The organism is Pseudoduganella ginsengisoli, from assembly GCF_009720865.1.
Classification (GTDB): Bacteria; Pseudomonadota; Gammaproteobacteria; order Burkholderiales; family Burkholderiaceae_D; genus Rugamonas; species Rugamonas ginsengisoli.
This window is the reverse complement of sequence record NZ_WNLA01000018.1, coordinates 117602-133246: the sequence shown is the minus strand read 5'-3', so window position 1 is coordinate 133246 and position 15645 is coordinate 117602. Positions and strand designations below refer to the sequence as shown.

19 protein-coding genes are annotated in these 15645 nt (G+C 59.4%); 7 read left to right on the top strand and 12 right to left on the bottom strand.

Features of this window, described 5'->3' with window-relative positions:
• Positions 1-40: 40 nt before the first annotated feature.
• Complete coding sequence (locus GM668_RS22730) at positions 41-1030, top strand: tyrosine-type recombinase/integrase (protein ID WP_155441243.1); 990 nt, start codon at positions 41-43, stop codon at positions 1028-1030.
• An 82-nt stretch (positions 1031-1112) separates the two neighbouring features.
• On the top strand, positions 1113-1496 hold the full coding sequence (locus GM668_RS22725) for a hypothetical protein (RefSeq protein ID WP_170305774.1): 384 nt from the start codon (positions 1113-1115) through the stop codon (positions 1494-1496).
• A gap of 11 nt (positions 1497-1507) precedes the next feature.
• On the opposite strand, the gene GM668_RS22720 is transcribed toward GM668_RS22725, so the two are convergent.
• From GM668_RS22720 to GM668_RS22705, 4 genes are all read right to left on the bottom strand, one after another.
• Entirely contained in the window at positions 1508-1885 is a 378-nt protein-coding gene (locus GM668_RS22720) for a bleomycin resistance protein (protein WP_155441242.1), read from the bottom strand.
• 41 nt (positions 1886-1926) lie between these two features.
• Positions 1927-2175, bottom strand: coding sequence for a hypothetical protein (locus GM668_RS22715; RefSeq protein WP_170305766.1), 249 nt, complete (start codon positions 2173-2175; stop codon positions 1927-1929).
• 294 nt (positions 2176-2469) lie between these two features.
• A complete protein-coding gene (locus GM668_RS22710; protein WP_155441241.1) occupies positions 2470-2853 on the bottom strand; it encodes a nuclear transport factor 2 family protein in 384 nt (127 codons plus the stop codon).
• Positions 2854-3447: 594 nt separating this feature from the next.
• Positions 3448-5568: a hypothetical protein gene (locus GM668_RS22705; protein ID WP_155441240.1), complete on the bottom strand. Its 2121-nt coding sequence runs from the start codon at positions 5566-5568 to the stop codon at positions 3448-3450.
• A 199-nt stretch (positions 5569-5767) separates the two neighbouring features.
• Here GM668_RS22705 and GM668_RS22700 point away from each other — a divergent pair, with 199 nt between their 5' ends.
• On the top strand, positions 5768-6118 hold the full coding sequence (locus GM668_RS22700; RefSeq protein WP_155441239.1) for a hypothetical protein: 351 nt from the start codon (positions 5768-5770) through the stop codon (positions 6116-6118).
• Between the two features lie 55 nt (positions 6119-6173).
• Here GM668_RS22700 and GM668_RS22695 read toward each other — a convergent pair whose 3' ends face one another.
• The 5 genes from GM668_RS22695 to mltG are packed head-to-tail and all read right to left on the bottom strand — an operon-like array spanning position 6174 to position 9787.
• Positions 6174-6689, bottom strand: a complete 516-nt coding sequence (locus GM668_RS22695) for a GNAT family N-acetyltransferase (protein WP_155441238.1) — start codon at positions 6687-6689, stop codon at positions 6174-6176.
• A 43-nt stretch (positions 6690-6732) separates the two neighbouring features.
• Positions 6733-7110, bottom strand: a complete 378-nt coding sequence (locus GM668_RS22690; protein ID WP_155441237.1) for a PilZ domain-containing protein — start codon at positions 7108-7110, stop codon at positions 6733-6735.
• Complete coding sequence (locus GM668_RS22685; RefSeq protein WP_155441236.1) at positions 7107-8135, bottom strand: DNA polymerase III subunit delta'; 1029 nt, start codon at positions 8133-8135, stop codon at positions 7107-7109. The genes GM668_RS22690 and GM668_RS22685 overlap by 4 nt, the downstream gene beginning before the upstream one ends.
• Positions 8132-8746 carry a dTMP kinase gene (gene tmk, locus GM668_RS22680; protein ID WP_155441235.1) on the bottom strand — a complete coding sequence of 205 codons (615 nt, stop codon included), beginning with the start codon at positions 8744-8746 and terminating at the stop codon, positions 8132-8134. Before tmk ends, GM668_RS22685 begins: the two co-directional genes overlap by 4 nt.
• Positions 8747-8797: 51 nt before the next feature.
• Positions 8798-9787: an endolytic transglycosylase MltG gene (gene mltG, locus GM668_RS22675; protein ID WP_155441234.1), complete on the bottom strand. Its 990-nt coding sequence runs from the start codon at positions 9785-9787 to the stop codon at positions 8798-8800.
• A 174-nt stretch (positions 9788-9961) separates the two neighbouring features.
• Between mltG and ygfZ the strand changes: the two genes are divergently transcribed.
• The 3 genes from ygfZ to GM668_RS22660 are packed head-to-tail and all read left to right on the top strand — an operon-like array spanning position 9962 to position 12015.
• A complete protein-coding gene (ygfZ, locus tag GM668_RS22670) occupies positions 9962-10984 on the top strand; it encodes a CAF17-like 4Fe-4S cluster assembly/insertion protein YgfZ (RefSeq protein ID WP_371868765.1) in 1023 nt (340 codons plus the stop codon).
• 11 nt (positions 10985-10995) lie between these two features.
• Positions 10996-11271, top strand: coding sequence for a DUF4936 family protein (locus GM668_RS22665; protein WP_155441232.1), 276 nt, complete (start codon positions 10996-10998; stop codon positions 11269-11271).
• Between the two features lie 3 nt (positions 11272-11274).
• On the top strand, positions 11275-12015 hold the full coding sequence (locus GM668_RS22660; protein ID WP_155441231.1) for an NRDE family protein: 741 nt from the start codon (positions 11275-11277) through the stop codon (positions 12013-12015).
• Positions 12016-12036: 21 nt separating this feature from the next.
• Here GM668_RS22660 and GM668_RS22655 read toward each other — a convergent pair whose 3' ends face one another.
• On the bottom strand, positions 12037-12462 hold the full coding sequence (locus tag GM668_RS22655; RefSeq protein ID WP_155441230.1) for a GNAT family N-acetyltransferase: 426 nt from the start codon (positions 12460-12462) through the stop codon (positions 12037-12039).
• Positions 12463-12517: 55 nt separating this feature from the next.
• A complete protein-coding gene (locus tag GM668_RS22650) occupies positions 12518-13420 on the bottom strand; it encodes an SDR family oxidoreductase (protein WP_155441229.1) in 903 nt (300 codons plus the stop codon).
• A gap of 119 nt (positions 13421-13539) precedes the next feature.
• Here GM668_RS22650 and GM668_RS22645 point away from each other — a divergent pair, with 119 nt between their 5' ends.
• The gene (locus tag GM668_RS22645) at positions 13540-14586 is read left to right on the top strand and encodes an RNA-guided endonuclease InsQ/TnpB family protein (RefSeq protein WP_155441228.1); all 1047 of its coding nucleotides are present in this window, start codon (positions 13540-13542) and stop codon (positions 14584-14586) included.
• A 12-nt stretch (positions 14587-14598) separates the two neighbouring features.
• Here the strand turns inward: GM668_RS22645 and GM668_RS22640 are convergent, their stop codons facing one another.
• Positions 14599-15594, bottom strand: coding sequence for an NADP-dependent oxidoreductase (locus tag GM668_RS22640; protein WP_155441227.1), 996 nt, complete (start codon positions 15592-15594; stop codon positions 14599-14601).
• Positions 15595-15645: the final 51 nt, after the last annotated feature.

Sequence of the window (15645 nt, the reverse complement as noted above, 5' to 3'; positions counted from 1 at the left end):
TGTTTTACAATAGCCTGCACGTTCATTGCCGGGAGCCGCCATGAATCCAGTTCTTGCCCTGTGGGACAGCCAGCCTGTGCAACAATTTGGCCAGTTCGTCCGAACTCATGAATTTGCCCAGATCAGCCGCCGCGCCGGCATTGCCAGCCCGCCCCGGCCTCTGTCGCCGGACTCCGTGCATGTGTACGTCACGATGTTCGGCAAGTTTGCACGCTGGATGGCGGACCACGGCCGCCGCTTCTCTGCGCTGACCCCGGCCGATATCCACGCGTTCATTTCAGCGGGTGAACACGGCAAACGGGAATTAAACAGCGCCATCGCACGGCGCTACATTCGTTTGCTGGAACGCTGCTACATCTACCTCGACATCTCTCCCAACCCGGCGCAGCTGGCGCTGATCCGCGAAGAACAGACGCGCAGCCTGACGGAAGACGCTGCGATGGTGGTGCTAACCGCGGCCCAGGCGGAAAGCTTTGTTGCCGCCCTGCCCGACGTGGCGCCGGAAGTGCGCCGCGGCGGCGCCTGGAATGGCTGGAAACGGCGGCGCGACCGTGCAATGCAGCTGGTCATGATGTTTGGTGGCTTGAAAGTCGCCGAAGTCATAGGCTTGCATGTCGAGGAAATCGAGCCGACGCCGGAACTCGATGGCGCGCACCGCATCAAGCTCACGCCGGCCGACAAGCATGACACCAGTTATAAGCATGAAACGCTGCTGCCCGCCTTTGCTGCGGCTGAAGTATTTCGCTGGCTCGATGAGCGGCAAGCCATGAAAATTCCAGGTCCCCTGCTGTTTCCCGCCAACGTGCGCGGCGAAACCTTGGACAAGGCCACCGTCTACCGCCAGGTCAAGGCTACGTTTGAACGGGCCGGAATCGCCGTGCCGCGCAGCGGCGGCCGTACGTTGCGCAATACATTTGCCGTCAACGGTTTTCGCGCGGGGACCCCTGCCAGTGAAATGGTCGAACGGTTGGGCCTGGCATTGGAGCGCTCCACGCAACCCTATGCACGCATCGGCGGCGCCACAAAGTGAGAATTGGCGACTTTTCAGGTGCGATTGCACGATACAATTCATGCAACGTTTCTGTCGAAACAGACCTACATAGGAGAATAGCGTGGAAAATCCATATCTCGCACCTGGCGCCAGTCTTGACAACTTTGAGGGCAAAAACACGTCCGGCACCGGGCCTGGCGCAGAAATCCCACCCGGCGTCGCCGGCTGGAGCTGGGGCGCCTTCCTGCTGAACTGGATTTGGGCCATTGGCAACCGCACCTGGGTCGGCTTGCTGGCACTGGTGCCGTACATCGGCTTTATCGCGGCGATTTACCTGGGCGTGAAAGGCCGTGAGCTGGCCTGGCGCAACAAGCAATGGGATAGCGTGGAGCACTTCAATCGCGTGCAGCGCAAGTGGACGATGTGGGCGCTGATTTTAATGCTCGGCGGCGCCGTCATCGGCATCGTGGCAGCCATTTTGATTCCGATTTTCGCTGGCCGCTAACGCTGCCGTGTTCAAGCCGCGTCCGGCTTAAGCAGCTGCCCGATGCGAAGCAGATTGCCATCGTCGTCGATAACGGCAAACTCGCGCATGCCCCAGGGTTTGTCTTCCACCCTGTCCATGCGCGGGATGCCGTGCGGCGGCAGTTTTGCTTCGGAAAAAGCAAAATAGAGCGTGTCGACGTCCGCCACCCGCAAATAGCAGCCGGCGAATGACGCTACTGGCTGGATTTCCGTGTGCAGGAAGAAGTGAATTTCCAGGCTGCCGCGTGTGACGATGGCATAGCCGGGACCGGCAGTGCAGCCGTCGAATCCCAGTCGCCGATAGAACGAAAGCGTGTTTTCCAGCGAGCGGCTTGGGAGGATGGGGATGGCGATATCGGCTGGTTCCATGGTTTGATGCCTTAATGGTTGCGGCGGGCGTGATAGCTGTGTCAGGCCACGTTCCCGTTAGCGACGCTGCGCGCGGCGGTGATCTCTGTGTTTGCATCCGCTGAGAAGGCGCGCCTTGCCCGGGCATACCAATAGCGGGCATTGCCAAGATCACCTTCCTGCACGTGCACAATCCCGTGCAACCATGCGGCAAACTCGCTTTCGTCTTGCTGCACGATCGCGTGCGCGGACTTCCAGTCGCCACGCTCAAGTAATTCAAGCGCTTCAAGTAGTGCTATCTGGATTTTCAAGTGATACCTCCTTGTTCGGAACGTGAATGCCGGCCGTTCACATCGCCTATTTACTTGGCTGAGCGGCAATCTGCGCTGGTTGGCTACGATGCGTCAAGAATGTAGCAGTAATGGTTGCAGATGAATTCAATTGCCCGGAATGGGAGATATAACAGTGGACGCACAGGCCGCTGTTATCCCGAGGAGTCTCATGAGTTCTAACGCTACGATTTCAACGGAGCCGCAGGCGTCGGCTGGAATGTGGCGTTAGCCAGCGCGCGCAGGTCCGGTGGAATGATGGGTTGGGCTGAATTGCTACTGAGCCTGCACGACGGTGGCCTGACCAGCAACCACTTTCCAATCTCTGTTCTCAAATAGTTGCCATACACGGGAGAAGCGGACGTCATCGCAAAACGGCGAACCGCCCCAAGTGCCCGACAAGCGTGCACGAACAGCAACATAGGCTACGCGGCCGAGAGCAAGCACCTTCCGTTCCGACAGCTCAATTGCTTGGAATTTCAGCGCACCGGAACGATGAATCTCCAGATCATCTTGTTTGGAAATCACCGAGCCGAAGTGAGTAGTAAAGACTAGGCATGGTGAGATCAATGCATCAAGTGACTCGACATCAGAAGCAAGCATGGCTAGTCTAAGTTGTTCCTCTGCTGCCTCAACTTGGCTATCGACACTCTCAAGCATTGAAAAGTCTCCATGAGTAAGGTTTTGCAGTCCAACGAGCCAAATTCAGCCGCACCGCAGGCGTCGTCTGGAATGCCCTGTTGGCGCTGATGCACCGACGGCAAGCGCAAACCGGTGCCGAGCAAGCAAGTGCCGCCGAGACCAAGAATGACGCAACCAGGAGCGAAGCGGGACCAATGCACCGGATTAACCAGCACAGAAATGCCAACCTTCGCTGTTGCCAGAAAGATACCACAGACCGGCACATTTCCGAAGTCATAGAAACGAAATAACCTGCGACTTCCGACGCTACGCCGAGAGCAATCGCCCGCATTCAGCGGCAGGCGAAACGCCAACGTGCAGTCTCAGCGGGGGCGCGTCCCAACCCAACCAGCGCGCGCATCCAGAAAAAGGGCCACGCCGACAGCCACGTTACGTCACAAAGCGGCTAAATGCTTTTAGTACGAAATATCAGCATTTAGTGCACTCCCCTGCCAGATAGCATGCTTTCGCGAAAACGCCGTTTGCACATATAGCCCGCCGCCTCCAGCTTCCTACAGGCCGCAAAAAAAATGCCAGCACGAATGCTGGCATTTTCTACTTAAAACTAACCGCTTACCAAGTCGCCGTCAGCGTGTACTTGCCGCTGGTGGCGCCGGTGCCGCCCGAGTAGTAGATCACTTTCGCGTACACCACTTCACCCGCCGCGCTGGCGCGGGTCACGGTGTCAACCGCGCCGGTGCCATTGGTGCTGGACGACAGCTTGGTGCCGGCGCTGTTGTACAGCTCCAGGTCGTAGTCCGACGTCGAGTTCGGCGTCATCTTTACGGTCAGCGTTTTGCCGGCCGGGATGGTGACTTTGAAGTAGTCCACGTCCGTCGATGCGCTCATCGTGCCGTTCACGGTGGTGCCGGTGGTCGAGATCACGTTGGCGGTAGCCGTCGTGTTGTTGCTCTCGGTTTCATTGATGGTTGGGCCCACCACCACGGCCGACAGGATGTTTTGCGCTTCGAAGTTCGACTGGAACGTGTTGGCGAACGTCAGGTCCGATGGGAACAGGTTCTTCGCGGCGTTCACGATGGCCGTTGCCATCGCTGGCATCTTGACGTTGCTGCCCAGGCCGAAGTGCGCTTCCAGGATGATCTTGTCGATGTCGGAGCGGGCTTTGCCGGCAGCAATCAGGGCCACCATCGAGCGGTACAGCGGAGCCGACCACAGTTCATCGGACTGGAACGTTACGCCGTTTTCCGTCACCGACGTGTGGGCGGCGTACGATTTCGAGCTGTTGTACTTGGCGTCGTAGCGGTTCAGCATACGGCCAGCCCAGCATGCGCCGTGGCCGTCCCAGCTGAACGCCCACTCAGGGTGGTAGATCTTGCCGTTCGGGGTGCTGTACGAGTACGAAGCAGCCCAGTAGTCGCCGAAGCCTTCGCCCATCGCGCCGGTGTCGCCGCCGCTCCAGCTGGAGTTGATGCTGGCCTGGATGCCATGGCCGTATTCGTGCAGGATCACGTCGGCGTCTTCGCTGTCGTTCACGCAGCCGTGGCCGAAGGCCAGGTAGCCGGTCGCGCCAGTGCCGCTGAAGTGCGAGTTGTCATCGCCGTTCACGCCGTCGCTGTCCACGTCCATCGAGCGGTTCAGGATGGATTTGGTACCGGTGAAGCCCAGCGACTGGATGTAGCGCTGGCTCTGGTCCAGGTGGAAGTACACGTTGGTGTCGTCAAACCCATTGTTGCCACGCTTTGCCGTCCACACACCATTGGTGGTGGTCGATGGCGCCGTGTTTGGCGCTTCAATGTTCTTGATGTTGACATACGGACCGGTCAGCGAATACACGCCGCTGGTCACGGTCAGGTCGCGCAGCGTCTTGGTCGAGTACGCAGCGTCGAAGGCGGAAGCAGCGGACGTGTCGGTCAATGCATCGGTGTTCAATGCCGTGCGTGGATCTGGATCAAACGCGTAGCCGGAACCGTTGATGCCCGATGGCGCCAGGGTTGCGGCCGGCGCGGCAGCGCGCAGGGTCTGGTTGCTGCTGACAGCCTGGGTTGCCGATTTGCGGTCCAGGGTCGGGCCGTTGACTTTCGCGCGGTCGGCCAGCGAGCGTTCGCCCTTGCGTGGCATCGACAGCGAGTACGAATCAATCACGGAACCGTCATGCGCATTCAGGTATTGCACGAAACCACCGGTTGGCATTTGCGCCTGGATCTGCACTTTGCGGGCCAGTTGCACGCCGTCTTTGGTCGGCACCCAGACCAGCTCGGTCGATGGCGCGTTCACCAGTGCATGCTGCACTTTCATGTTGTTCCAGCCTTTGTCCAGCGCCTGGTCTTCCGAAATCTGCGCCTTGTTGTACAGCTGGTTCACCGCGTCCGCATCGACCTTATCGGAAACGTGACGGGTTTCATTGAAGATCTTTTGCAGCTGGCCATTTTTGCCAATGGAAACAATGATCACGGCGCGATCGACCGGGATGCCGCGCAGCATTTGCTGGTAGTGGTAGTGGGTGCCGGTCAGCGAGTCCTGCACTTTAACCAGGGTCAGGTTGTTCAGCGATGCAGGCAGGCCAAAGCGGTCGGCGTTGTTGCGCAGAACATCGTCAGCCGATTTGGCTGCGGTGTTGGTGAACACGTGCAGGTTGTCGACCGACTGTACGCCTGCATGGGCGGCGCCGGCAAACGCTACGGTGATCAGGGAAGCAAGGATGCTACGAGAAGCGGAACGTGAAAATTGACGCATGCTGCAATCTCTCCTGTCTATCGGTGGTTTTCGTTTTTTTGGATGAATCCTCTTGGGATCGGAACCGAGTATAGGGAGCGTTTTTTCAGAAGTGGGAATCTGGGCCTTTTTAGACAAAGCGGGACGTTCTGTTCAAAATGAGACATTTGCACGAAAAGGCAGCAGCGTTATGATGAAGATTTTTTTCGGGAGAGACGCCATGCGCATGATGTCGACGCTGTTATTGTCCGGCCTGCTGGTGTCAGGCTGTGCGTGGTCCGGCCAGGCGGGTTCGGACCAGCGGTCCATGAAAGCCATTGAAGATGTGGAACCGGCCGTCACAGCAGAGGTGGCAGCGGCGCTAAGCCGTATTGCAGGCGATCCGCAGGCGGAAACAGCCCCTTTGCTGCGGGCATGTCCATCCGCTGTGCCATTGGAATTGCTGCGGCGCACAGTGAACGGCGAGGAGCGGACTTACCTGTACCGGGCGCTGTGCCCGACGGCAATGCTGGTGACGGTGACGTATGGAAAATCCGCCACCATCAAGCAATTGACGGTAAATAAAGAATGAAAGCGTTGTAATTTCACATCAAATGTCCGCATGAGCGGACATTTGTTTGTGGCATTTACGCTACGCGCTTGCCGAGAATAATCAAGTCGCGCTCAACGCCATCCAGGTTGGCCACGCGGGGCAAATTCGCCCACGTTTCAAAGCCGAACTTGCTGAACAAGCCCAGGCTGGGCTGGTTATGGCCAAAAATGAAGCCGAGCAAGGTGTGTACCTTGATATTTGGCGCAAATGCGATGGCTTCCGCCAGCGCATAGCGCCCAACACCTTTGCCGCGCCAGCTTTCGGCAATGTAGATCGATACTTCGGCAGTGCCGGCGTATGCGGGGCGGCCATAGAAATTCGAGTACGATATCCAGCCGACAATCTCCGGCGACGCCGCCGTATCGTCCGCCCGCTCAATCACCCACAATGGCCGGCGTTCCGGCGTGTGCTCATGGAACCAGGCCAGGCGCGATGCAACGGTCACGGGCTCCGTATCGGCCGTGACTTCGCGCGAGGCGACCGTGCTGTTGTAAATCGCGACGATGGTGGGTAAATCGTTCAGGGTAGCGGGACGGTGGCGGAATGTCATGTTTAATTTGTGGAAGCCCGGCCTGAAGGCCCGGCACCCATGGTCAGAGAGTATGTGTGGCGCGCGACGAACGCAGCGCCGCGCCCAGGATTTCTTCAATGCGCAAACGCGTGCGCTGCCCGGTTTCATCGTCGGGAAAGTGTACGCCGATCCCTTGCGCCTTGTTGTTATTGGCGCCGGCCGGCGTGATCCACACGACTTTGCCGGCAATCGGGTATTTATTGGGGTCATCCATCAGCGCGAGGATCAAATAAATCTCGTCGCCGATTTTATAGGGCTTTTGCGTGGGAACAAACATGCCGCCGTTTTTCAGGAACGGCATATAGGCGGCATAGAGCGCGGCTTTTTCCTTGATGGCCAGCGACAGCACGGTAGGCCGGGCTATCGGCGCTGCGTTTGGATCGGAAGGATGGGCGCTCATAAGGATTTGGTGTACTCCAGCAACATATCTTCAATGAACAATTTCGGCGACAGCGGGTGGTCCGCCGTGGCGCGCCGTTCATTGGCGCCCTTGATGGCGGCCATCAATTTACTGACGTGCACCTTGTCGGCCAACGCTGCTAATTCTTTGCGGTAACGCGGATAGTAGCGGATGGTTCCCGACAGTTTGTAGGAAAACATGTCGTAAAGCCAGCGCTGCTGCCATGAAACAAGTGACGCCAGCGGGACTTTTTGCAACTTATCGGCACAGCGCAGCGCCGCTTCGACACCAGGGTTCGCCAATAGTTGTAAAAATACATCCATTTCTTCGCGGGAACCATTTTCCGCCTGCGCCTGCGCAGCCAGCGGCGCACCGCCCTGTTCGCGCAGCCAGCTCTCCGCATCGGGTACGCCCTGTTCTTTCAGCCAGGCCAGCGCTTCATCGAAAGCCGGCAGCGGCAGCGCAAATTTGCGGCAGCGGGACAAAATCGTCGGCAGCAAGCGATCCAGGCTGTTTGATGAGACAAGGAACACCGTGCCTGGCGGCGGTTCTTCCAGCGTCTTCAGCAAGGCATTTGACGCCGGCATATTCAGGTTTTCCGCCGGATACAGCACCACGACCCGCAAGCCCTGGCGGTGCGTGGAGATATTCATGAAATCCGACAGCGCACGGATTTGCTCGATCTTGATGTCTTTGGACGGGGTTTTGCTCTTGGCGGTTTTCTTGCCTTCTTCACTGCCCTCTTCGCCGTCGCCCGACGGTTCATCTTCCATGGCTTCCGGCCGCACGCGGCGGTAGTCCGGATGGTTTTGCTGCTCGAACCAGCCGCACGACACGCATGCGCCGCACGCGTGGCCGCCAGGTCCCGCGCTTTCGCACAGCAGCGACTTGGCAAAGTATTCAATGAATTGCGCCTTGCCGATGCCGGCCGCCCCATGGAACAGGATGGCGTGCGGCATGCGGGCGCGCATCACTTGCAGCTGGTCCCAGGCCGCCTGCTGCCACGGGAAAATGGCGGCGCTCATGCGCACAGGCTTTCCATGATGGCTCGCAGTTCGGCCTGAATTTCGGGAATCGTGCGCGACGAATCAATCACGCGGAAGCGCTGCGGGAATTGCGCAGCGCGGCGCAGGTATTCATTGCGCGTGGCGTTAAAGAAATCCGCACGTTCTTTTTCAAACTTGTCGAGGTCGCGCGTGGCGTCGAGGCGCGCGCGGGCCACGTCCAGCGGCACGTCGAACAGGAATGTCAAATCCGGCTGCAAATCCGGGTGCACCCACTGTTCCAGCGCTTCCAGCTTGGACAGCGCCAGCCCGCGGCCGCCGCCCTGGTACGCAAAGCTGGCGTCCGTAAAGCGGTCGGATATCACCCACGCGCCACGCTCCAGCGCTGGTGCGATCACTTGCGCCACGTGTTCGCGGCGGCTGGCAAACATCAGCAACGCTTCCGTCTCCAGGTGCATGGTTTCATGCAGCACCAGTTCGCGCAATTTTTCGCCCAGCGGCGTGCCGCCCGGTTCGCGCGAGCTGACCAGGTCGATGCCGCGCGCGCGGATGCAGTCCGATACGAACTGGATATGCGTGGATTTACCGGCCCCGTCTATGCCTTCGAAAGTGATGAATTTACCGCGTTGCATATATATATTTGTTGTTGCCCGGCCTAAAGGCCCGGCACTCAAGTTATTAGATTACTGCCGTTGATACTGGTTGACCGCCCGGTTGTGGTCGGTGAGATTGTCTGAAAACTGGCTGGTGCCATTGCCGCGTGCGACGAAATACAGCGCTCCCGTCTTGGCCGGCGATAACGCTGCCGTCAGCGACTGCTGGCCTGGCAGGGATATCGGCGTCGGCGGCAAACCTGCCCGAGTATACGTGTTATACGGCGTATCCGTTTCCAGGTCTTTTTTCCGGATCTTGCCTTCGTATTTGCTGCCCATGCCATAAATTACGGTCGGATCCGTTTGCAGCAGCATGCCGATCCGCAGGCGGTTGACAAAAACACCCGCAATCATACCGCGCTCGGATTTCTGGCCCGTTTCCTTTTCCACTATCGACGCCATGGTCAGCGCTTCATACGGGTTTTTATAAGGCAGGCTGGTATCGCGCTTGTCCCACGCGTCCTGCAGTTTCGCCAGCAATATCGCGTGGGCCTGCCGGAATATCTGCAATTCGCTGGCGCCCTTGGCAAATAAATACGTGTCGGGGAAGAATAATCCTTCCGGAGCCTTGTAATCCGGCGAAATCAGCGCCATCAATTCCTTATCCGACAGGTCGGCTGTATCGTGCTTCAAGCCCCGGTGCGCAGCCATGGCCATGCGCATCTGCCGGAAAGTCCAGCCTTCAATAATCGTCAACTGTTCCTGTGCGAACTCGCCCCGCACCAGCTGGTCGATCAGGCGCAGCGGGGTGGTATTGGGCTTGAGTTCATACGAACCGGCTTTAAGCTTGGCAGATTTTTCCGTCAGGCGCGCCAGCAGGTTGAACAGCAAAGGCTGGATCGGCACACCGGCTTCCAGCATTTGCTGGCCAGCGGCGCTCGCCCCGCTGCCAGGCGCGATGGTGAATTCGATCGCGGGTTCTTCCGTGATAATCGGCTTGCTTGCCCACCACGCAAAGCCGCCGCCCAGCGCGCCGGCGGCGATGATCCCCAAAACAATCGTTTTTTTTATGAATGCCATTTTAAAAGCTGTTACGACGTGCGCGGCGACTAATGCCCGCCTGTTAGTCATTCTACGGCTGGCGCGACAGTTTTTGGCTGTGTCCAACGCGAATTCCGCGACATCACTATAATGAGCCCGTAATGATAATGCCACTGGGGCATTTAAGTAACCGGCAATTTAATGTCCATAATGATGAGTGACTGGAAACAAACTTTGGTGCGAGGCGCAAATCAGCCTGCACTGACACCGGCTGAACTGGCTGTAGGCTTCGTGGCTTGCGTGACCGATCAGGGTTTGATCGCCGTACAGGGCGACGATGCGGCAAGTTTCCTCCATAGCCAGCTGACCAACGACGTCGAACACCTGGGCGCGGATGAAGTGCGCCTGGCCGGCTATTGCACGCCGAAAGGCCGGCTGCAGGCGACGTTCACCATGTGGCGCGGCCAGGATGCCATCTACCTGCAACTGGCGCGCGACATCCAGCCGGCGCTGCAAAAGCGCCTGTCCATGTTCGTGCTGCGCGCGAAAGCCAAGCTGTCCGACGCCACGGAAGCGCCAGCCAATGCGGTGGCGCTGGGCCTGGGCGGCGGCCTGGCCGAAGCCGTGCTGCAAACGTGGTTTGACGCGCTGCCGCAGCAACCGTATTCCAAGGTGTCGCACCCGCTGGGCACCGTACTGCGCCTGGGCGACGCGTTTGGCGCCCCGCGCTACCTGTGGCTGGCGTCGCAGGAAACCGCCAATACAGTGGCGCCCGTGCTGGCCGAACGCTTGAACGTAGGCGGCGGCGATGCCTGGCGCCTGGCGTCCATCCACGCCGGCGTGCCGCAAGTGACGGCCGCCACGCAAGAACAATTCGTGCCGCAAATGGTCAACCTGGAATTGCTGGGCGGCGTGAATTTTAAAAAGGGTTGCTATCCGGGCCAGGAAATCGTGGCCCGCAGCCAGTACCTGGGCAAATTGAAACGCCGTACGGCGTTGGCCCGCATTGCCGATGCATCGGTGGCGGCCGGGGTCGAAGTGTTTGCGGCCAGCGATGCGTCGCAGCCATGCGGCATGGTGGTCAATGCCGCGCCGAACGGCGAAGGCGGCGTCGACGCACTGGTGGAAATGAAGCTTGACGCGCTGGAGCAAGGCGATGTCCGCGCCCGCAGCGCCGATGGCGCACCGCTGGCGTTGCTGCCCATGCCGTACGTGCTGGACAAGCTGGATGTGTAACACCGGCAGCGATGGATCTGTATAGCTATTACAAAGTGCGGGAGGCGGACCAGTCCGCCCTGCACCGCGCGGTGACAGCCATGCAGGCGGAATTGACTTCCGCCCATGGCGTCGCGCCGCAACTGAAGCGCCGCCCGCAACCGGGCGACGGCGTTTGGACATGGATGGAAGTCTATCCGGATGTCCGCGACGGCTTTGACGCCGTGCTGGCCGATGCAGTGCAAAAGCATGGGCTTCCCGCCCTCACTGCCGGCCCCCGCCACACTGAAATCTTTACGGATATCTGACCCATGTGCCTGATTGTTTTCGCATGGCAGGTCGTGCCAGGCGTGCCGCTGATCGCGGCTGCCAACCGCGACGAATTTTATGCACGGGAAGCGGCGCCTGCCGGCCCGTGGCCGGACCAGCCCCATATTTTTGCCGGGCGCGATTTGAAGGCCGGCGGCAGCTGGATGGGCATTACGCAACAGGCAGGTGATGCGTCATCGCGCTTCGCGGCCATTACCAATATCCGCGCGCCGCAAGAGCACAAGGACGATGCGCCTTCGCGCGGGCACCTGGTGGCGGATTACCTGGCCGGTTCCCTGCCGCCGCAAGCGTATATCGACAGCATCCGCGGCGGCGCGTCGGCATACAACGGATTTAATCTCGTGGTGGGCGACCGCGACCATCTCGTGTGGTATTCCAACAAGGGCGAGCAAGACCCGCGCAATGGCCAGCCGCTGGCGCCCGGCATCTATGGCTTGTCGAATGCGCTGCTTGATTCGCCGTGGCCCAAGGTCTTGAAGACCAAGGCGCAGTTTGCCAGTTTGCTGTGCCTGGGGGCGCCGGACGACGCCTACTTTGAAATGCTGTCCGATACCACGCAGGCCCCGGACATGCGCTTGCCGGAAACGGGCGTGCCGCTGGAAGTGGAGCGCATGCTGTCGGCAGTACGGATCGAATCGGCCGCTTACGGTACCCGCTCATCGACTGTCGTAAAACTGTTCAGCGACGCGCCGGCAGTGTTGCATGAGGTATTGATCCAGTAGGACGGGTTCACAGACCCCGCCTTACAACTGGCAAGTCATTTCGATGTGGGAAATCCCCGCCTCGAAAAACTCTTCGCCCCGCTGCACAAACCCGTGCTTTAAATAAAACGGCGCAGCATGCGTTTGTGCACTGAGCACGACTTCCCTGTCGCCGCGCGCTTTGGCTTGCGCCATCAAGCCTTGCAGCAGCTGGCCGCCGATACCGGTTCCCCGCTGCGGCTTGCGCACTGCCATGCGGCCGATATGGCCGTCTGGCAGCAGGCGTCCGGTGGCGACAGGGGCGCCGTGCGTGTCATACGCGACCACGTGCAGGCACACTGCATCCTTGTCATCCATTTCCAGTTCAGCGGGAACGTTTTGTTCCTGGACAAAGACTTCCAGGCGGATGGTTTGGGCGTCGGCCCGCAGCGCGGACCAGTCGCCATAGCGTATGGTAAGTGGTTTCATCCGCTTATTGTGCCATGTGGCGCGGCGCAGGAACATCCCCGCGCCGCGCAGCGGCTTAGTCCTTCTTCAGCATTCCCTTCAGCATGTCGCGGATATGCGGCGTCGCGGCATGCGGGTCGGTCGGGTTGCGTGGCGTCGTCATGTCTTCCATGCGCACGCGCAGGCCGGCCAGCGCATCCGGGTGCGAGTAAATGTAGAACTGGCCGTTTTCAATGGCATTGAACGTCAGTTCCGCCACCTGGCGCGCCGTGACTTTGCCGGAATTGACAGCGCGGTCCGTCATCGCCTGCGAAGCCAGCTGGCTGGCCGTCGGCTTGGACATTTTCACGTCATCGGGACGGTTGCGGTGCGACTGGTTGATCCCGGTCGGCACAAAGAACGGGCACAGTACCGATGCGCTGATCGGTGCATCGACCAGTTTTAAATCGTGGTACAGCGTCTCCGACAGCGACACGACGGCATGCTTGGACACGTTGTAGACGCCCATCACCGGCGGATTCACGACACCGGCCATCGACGACGTATTGACGATATGGCCTTCATACGCCGGATCGGCCTTCGCGCATTCCAGCATCAGTTGCGTGAAGATGCGCACGCCGTGGATCACGCCCCACACGTTTACGCCCATCACCCATTCCCAGTCGGCTTCCGTGTTTTCCCAGATCAGCCCACCGGAACCGACACCGGCGTTATTGAACACCAGGTGCACGGCGCCATATTCGTTCATGGCGGCATCGGCCAGCGCCTGCACTTGTTCGCTTTTGCGCACGTCGCACATCAAGCCGATGACGGCGGCGCCCTGCCCTTTGAGTTCCGCGACGGTGGCGTCGAGCGCATCTTTCTGCACGTCGGCCAGCACCAGCTTCATGCCCAGTTCATGGGCGCGGATGGCGAATTCTTTTCCCAGGCCGGCGGCGCCACCCGTAATAACGGCTACTTTGTCCTTGAAATTTTTCATCAGAGTTGCTCCAAGAAACCCCGTCCTTCAGGACGGGGAGTGAAAGGAGTCGGCGGCGCAGCCGCCGACTTATTTTGCGTTAGCAGGGAACTTATTTCAGTCCGGGCAGTCCAATGGACATGAAACTCGTCTACCGATACCGCGTGAAATCCTTGCTTGGGCTGCTTAACCGGCAGGCCCGAGTGGTCAATGACGTCTGGAATTACTGCAACGACCGGCAAAAAGATGCACTGCGCTTTTGCCGCCGCTGGCATACGGCTTTCGATTTGATCAAACTGACGACTGGTTGCAGCAAAGAACTTGGATTGCATTCGGGCACAGTGAATGACGTGTGCCAGCAATACGCGAAGTCCCGCCAGCAGTCGCGCCGTCCCTATTTGCGCTACCGGGGCCGCAAGGCGCTGGGCTGGGTGCCGCTCAAAGGGCGAGAATTGAAGCGGGAAGGTAACGCGTTCCGCTTTGCCGGCAATACGTTCCGCGTGTTTTACTCGCGGCCTCTGCCAGAAGGGAAAATCTGCGACGGCAGGAATTTCTCGCGCGACCGGAGCGGTAATTGGTTCTTGAATATCGTGCTGGACGTAGCGGAACCGCCGGCACGGATGATTTTTCAGGATGTCGGCATCGACCTGGGCTTGCATGATCTGGCCAAACTGACGAGCGGCAAACCGGTACCCGCGCCGAACTTTTACCGCGAGGCCGAACCGGCGCTTGCCACGGCACAGCGGGCTCGCAAGAAGAACCGGATCAAGGCTATTCACTCCAAGATTGCTAATCGACGGCATGACTTTCTTCACAAATTGTCCATCAGCCTGGTGCGTCAGTTCGACCATATCGTGGTCGGCAATGTCAACGCGGCTGCCCTCGCCAAGACCAGCATGGCGAAATCGGTATTGGACGCAGGCTGGTCGACACTTCGCTTGCAACTGGCGTACAAGGCTGTTAAGCATGGCGCACGGTATACCGAAGTAGACGAACGATTCACCACCCAGATCTGCTCGAATTGCGGCGCCAAGCCCGAAACGAGGCCGAGAGGTATCACAGACCTCGGAATAAGGGAATGGCAGTGTAGTGATTGCGGTGCGGTACATGATCGTGATCTCAACGCAGCAATCAACATTCTCCGTCGCGGACGTGCGACGCTGGTAGCAGGAATCTCCGTCCTTTAGGGCGGAGAGACGTCAAATCATTTTCACCAGTTGTTTACCGAAGTTTTTACCTTTGAGCAGGCCGATGAATGCATCCGGCGCCTGCGCCAGTCCGTCCGCCACGGATTCGCGGAATTGCAGCTTGCCGGTGGCAACCAGGCCGCCCAGTTCCGACAAGCCTTGCGGCCACAAGTCCAGGTGTTCCGTGACAATAAAACCCTGCACCGTGATGCGGTTCGTCAGCAGCAGCCGCGCATTGCGCAGCGGGATGTCTTCGCCGTTGTAGCCTGCGATCATGCCGCACAGGGCCACGCGGGCAAACGCGTTGGTGCGGGCCAGCGCCGCGTCGAACACGGCGCCGCCGACGTTTTCAAAGATTGCATCGACCCCGTCCGGCGTGGCGGCGGCCAGGTCGCCTTCCAGGTTGCCAGCCTTGTAATCCACGCACGCGTCGAAGCCCAGCGTATTGACGACGTAATCGCATTTTTCGCCGCCGCCCGCGATACCCACGGCGCGGCACCCCTTCAATTTCGCCAGTTGGCCGACCACGGAACCGACCGCCCCGCTGGCGCTGGACACGACTACGGTTTCCCCGGGCTTGGCTTTCAGGATATGGTTGAAGCCATACCAAGCCGTCATGCCCGGCATGCCGACCGCGCCCAGGTAAGCCGATGGCGGAATGACTTTGCCATCGACTTTGCGCAGCAGCGCGCCATCGGATACGCCGATTTCCGACCAGCCGAACATGCCAACAACGAAATCGCCCACGGCAAATTTCGGGTTGTTCGATGCAATGACTTCGCCGACGGTGCCGCCTATCATGGTTTCATTCAGCGGCTGCGGCGCGGCATAGCTTTTCGCGTCGCTCATGCGCCCGCGCATGTACGGGTCCAGCGACAGGTAATGGTTACGCACCAGGACCTGGCCATCGGTAATGGCAGGGATTTCCACAGTTTCGAGGCGGAAGTTGTCCGGCGTGACGTCGCCTTGCGGGCGGGACGCCAATACGATGCGTTGATAAGTGCTCATTCTTTGCTCCATTGTTGGCTGTGACGTAGGGCGGATTTTATGGGGAAGCCG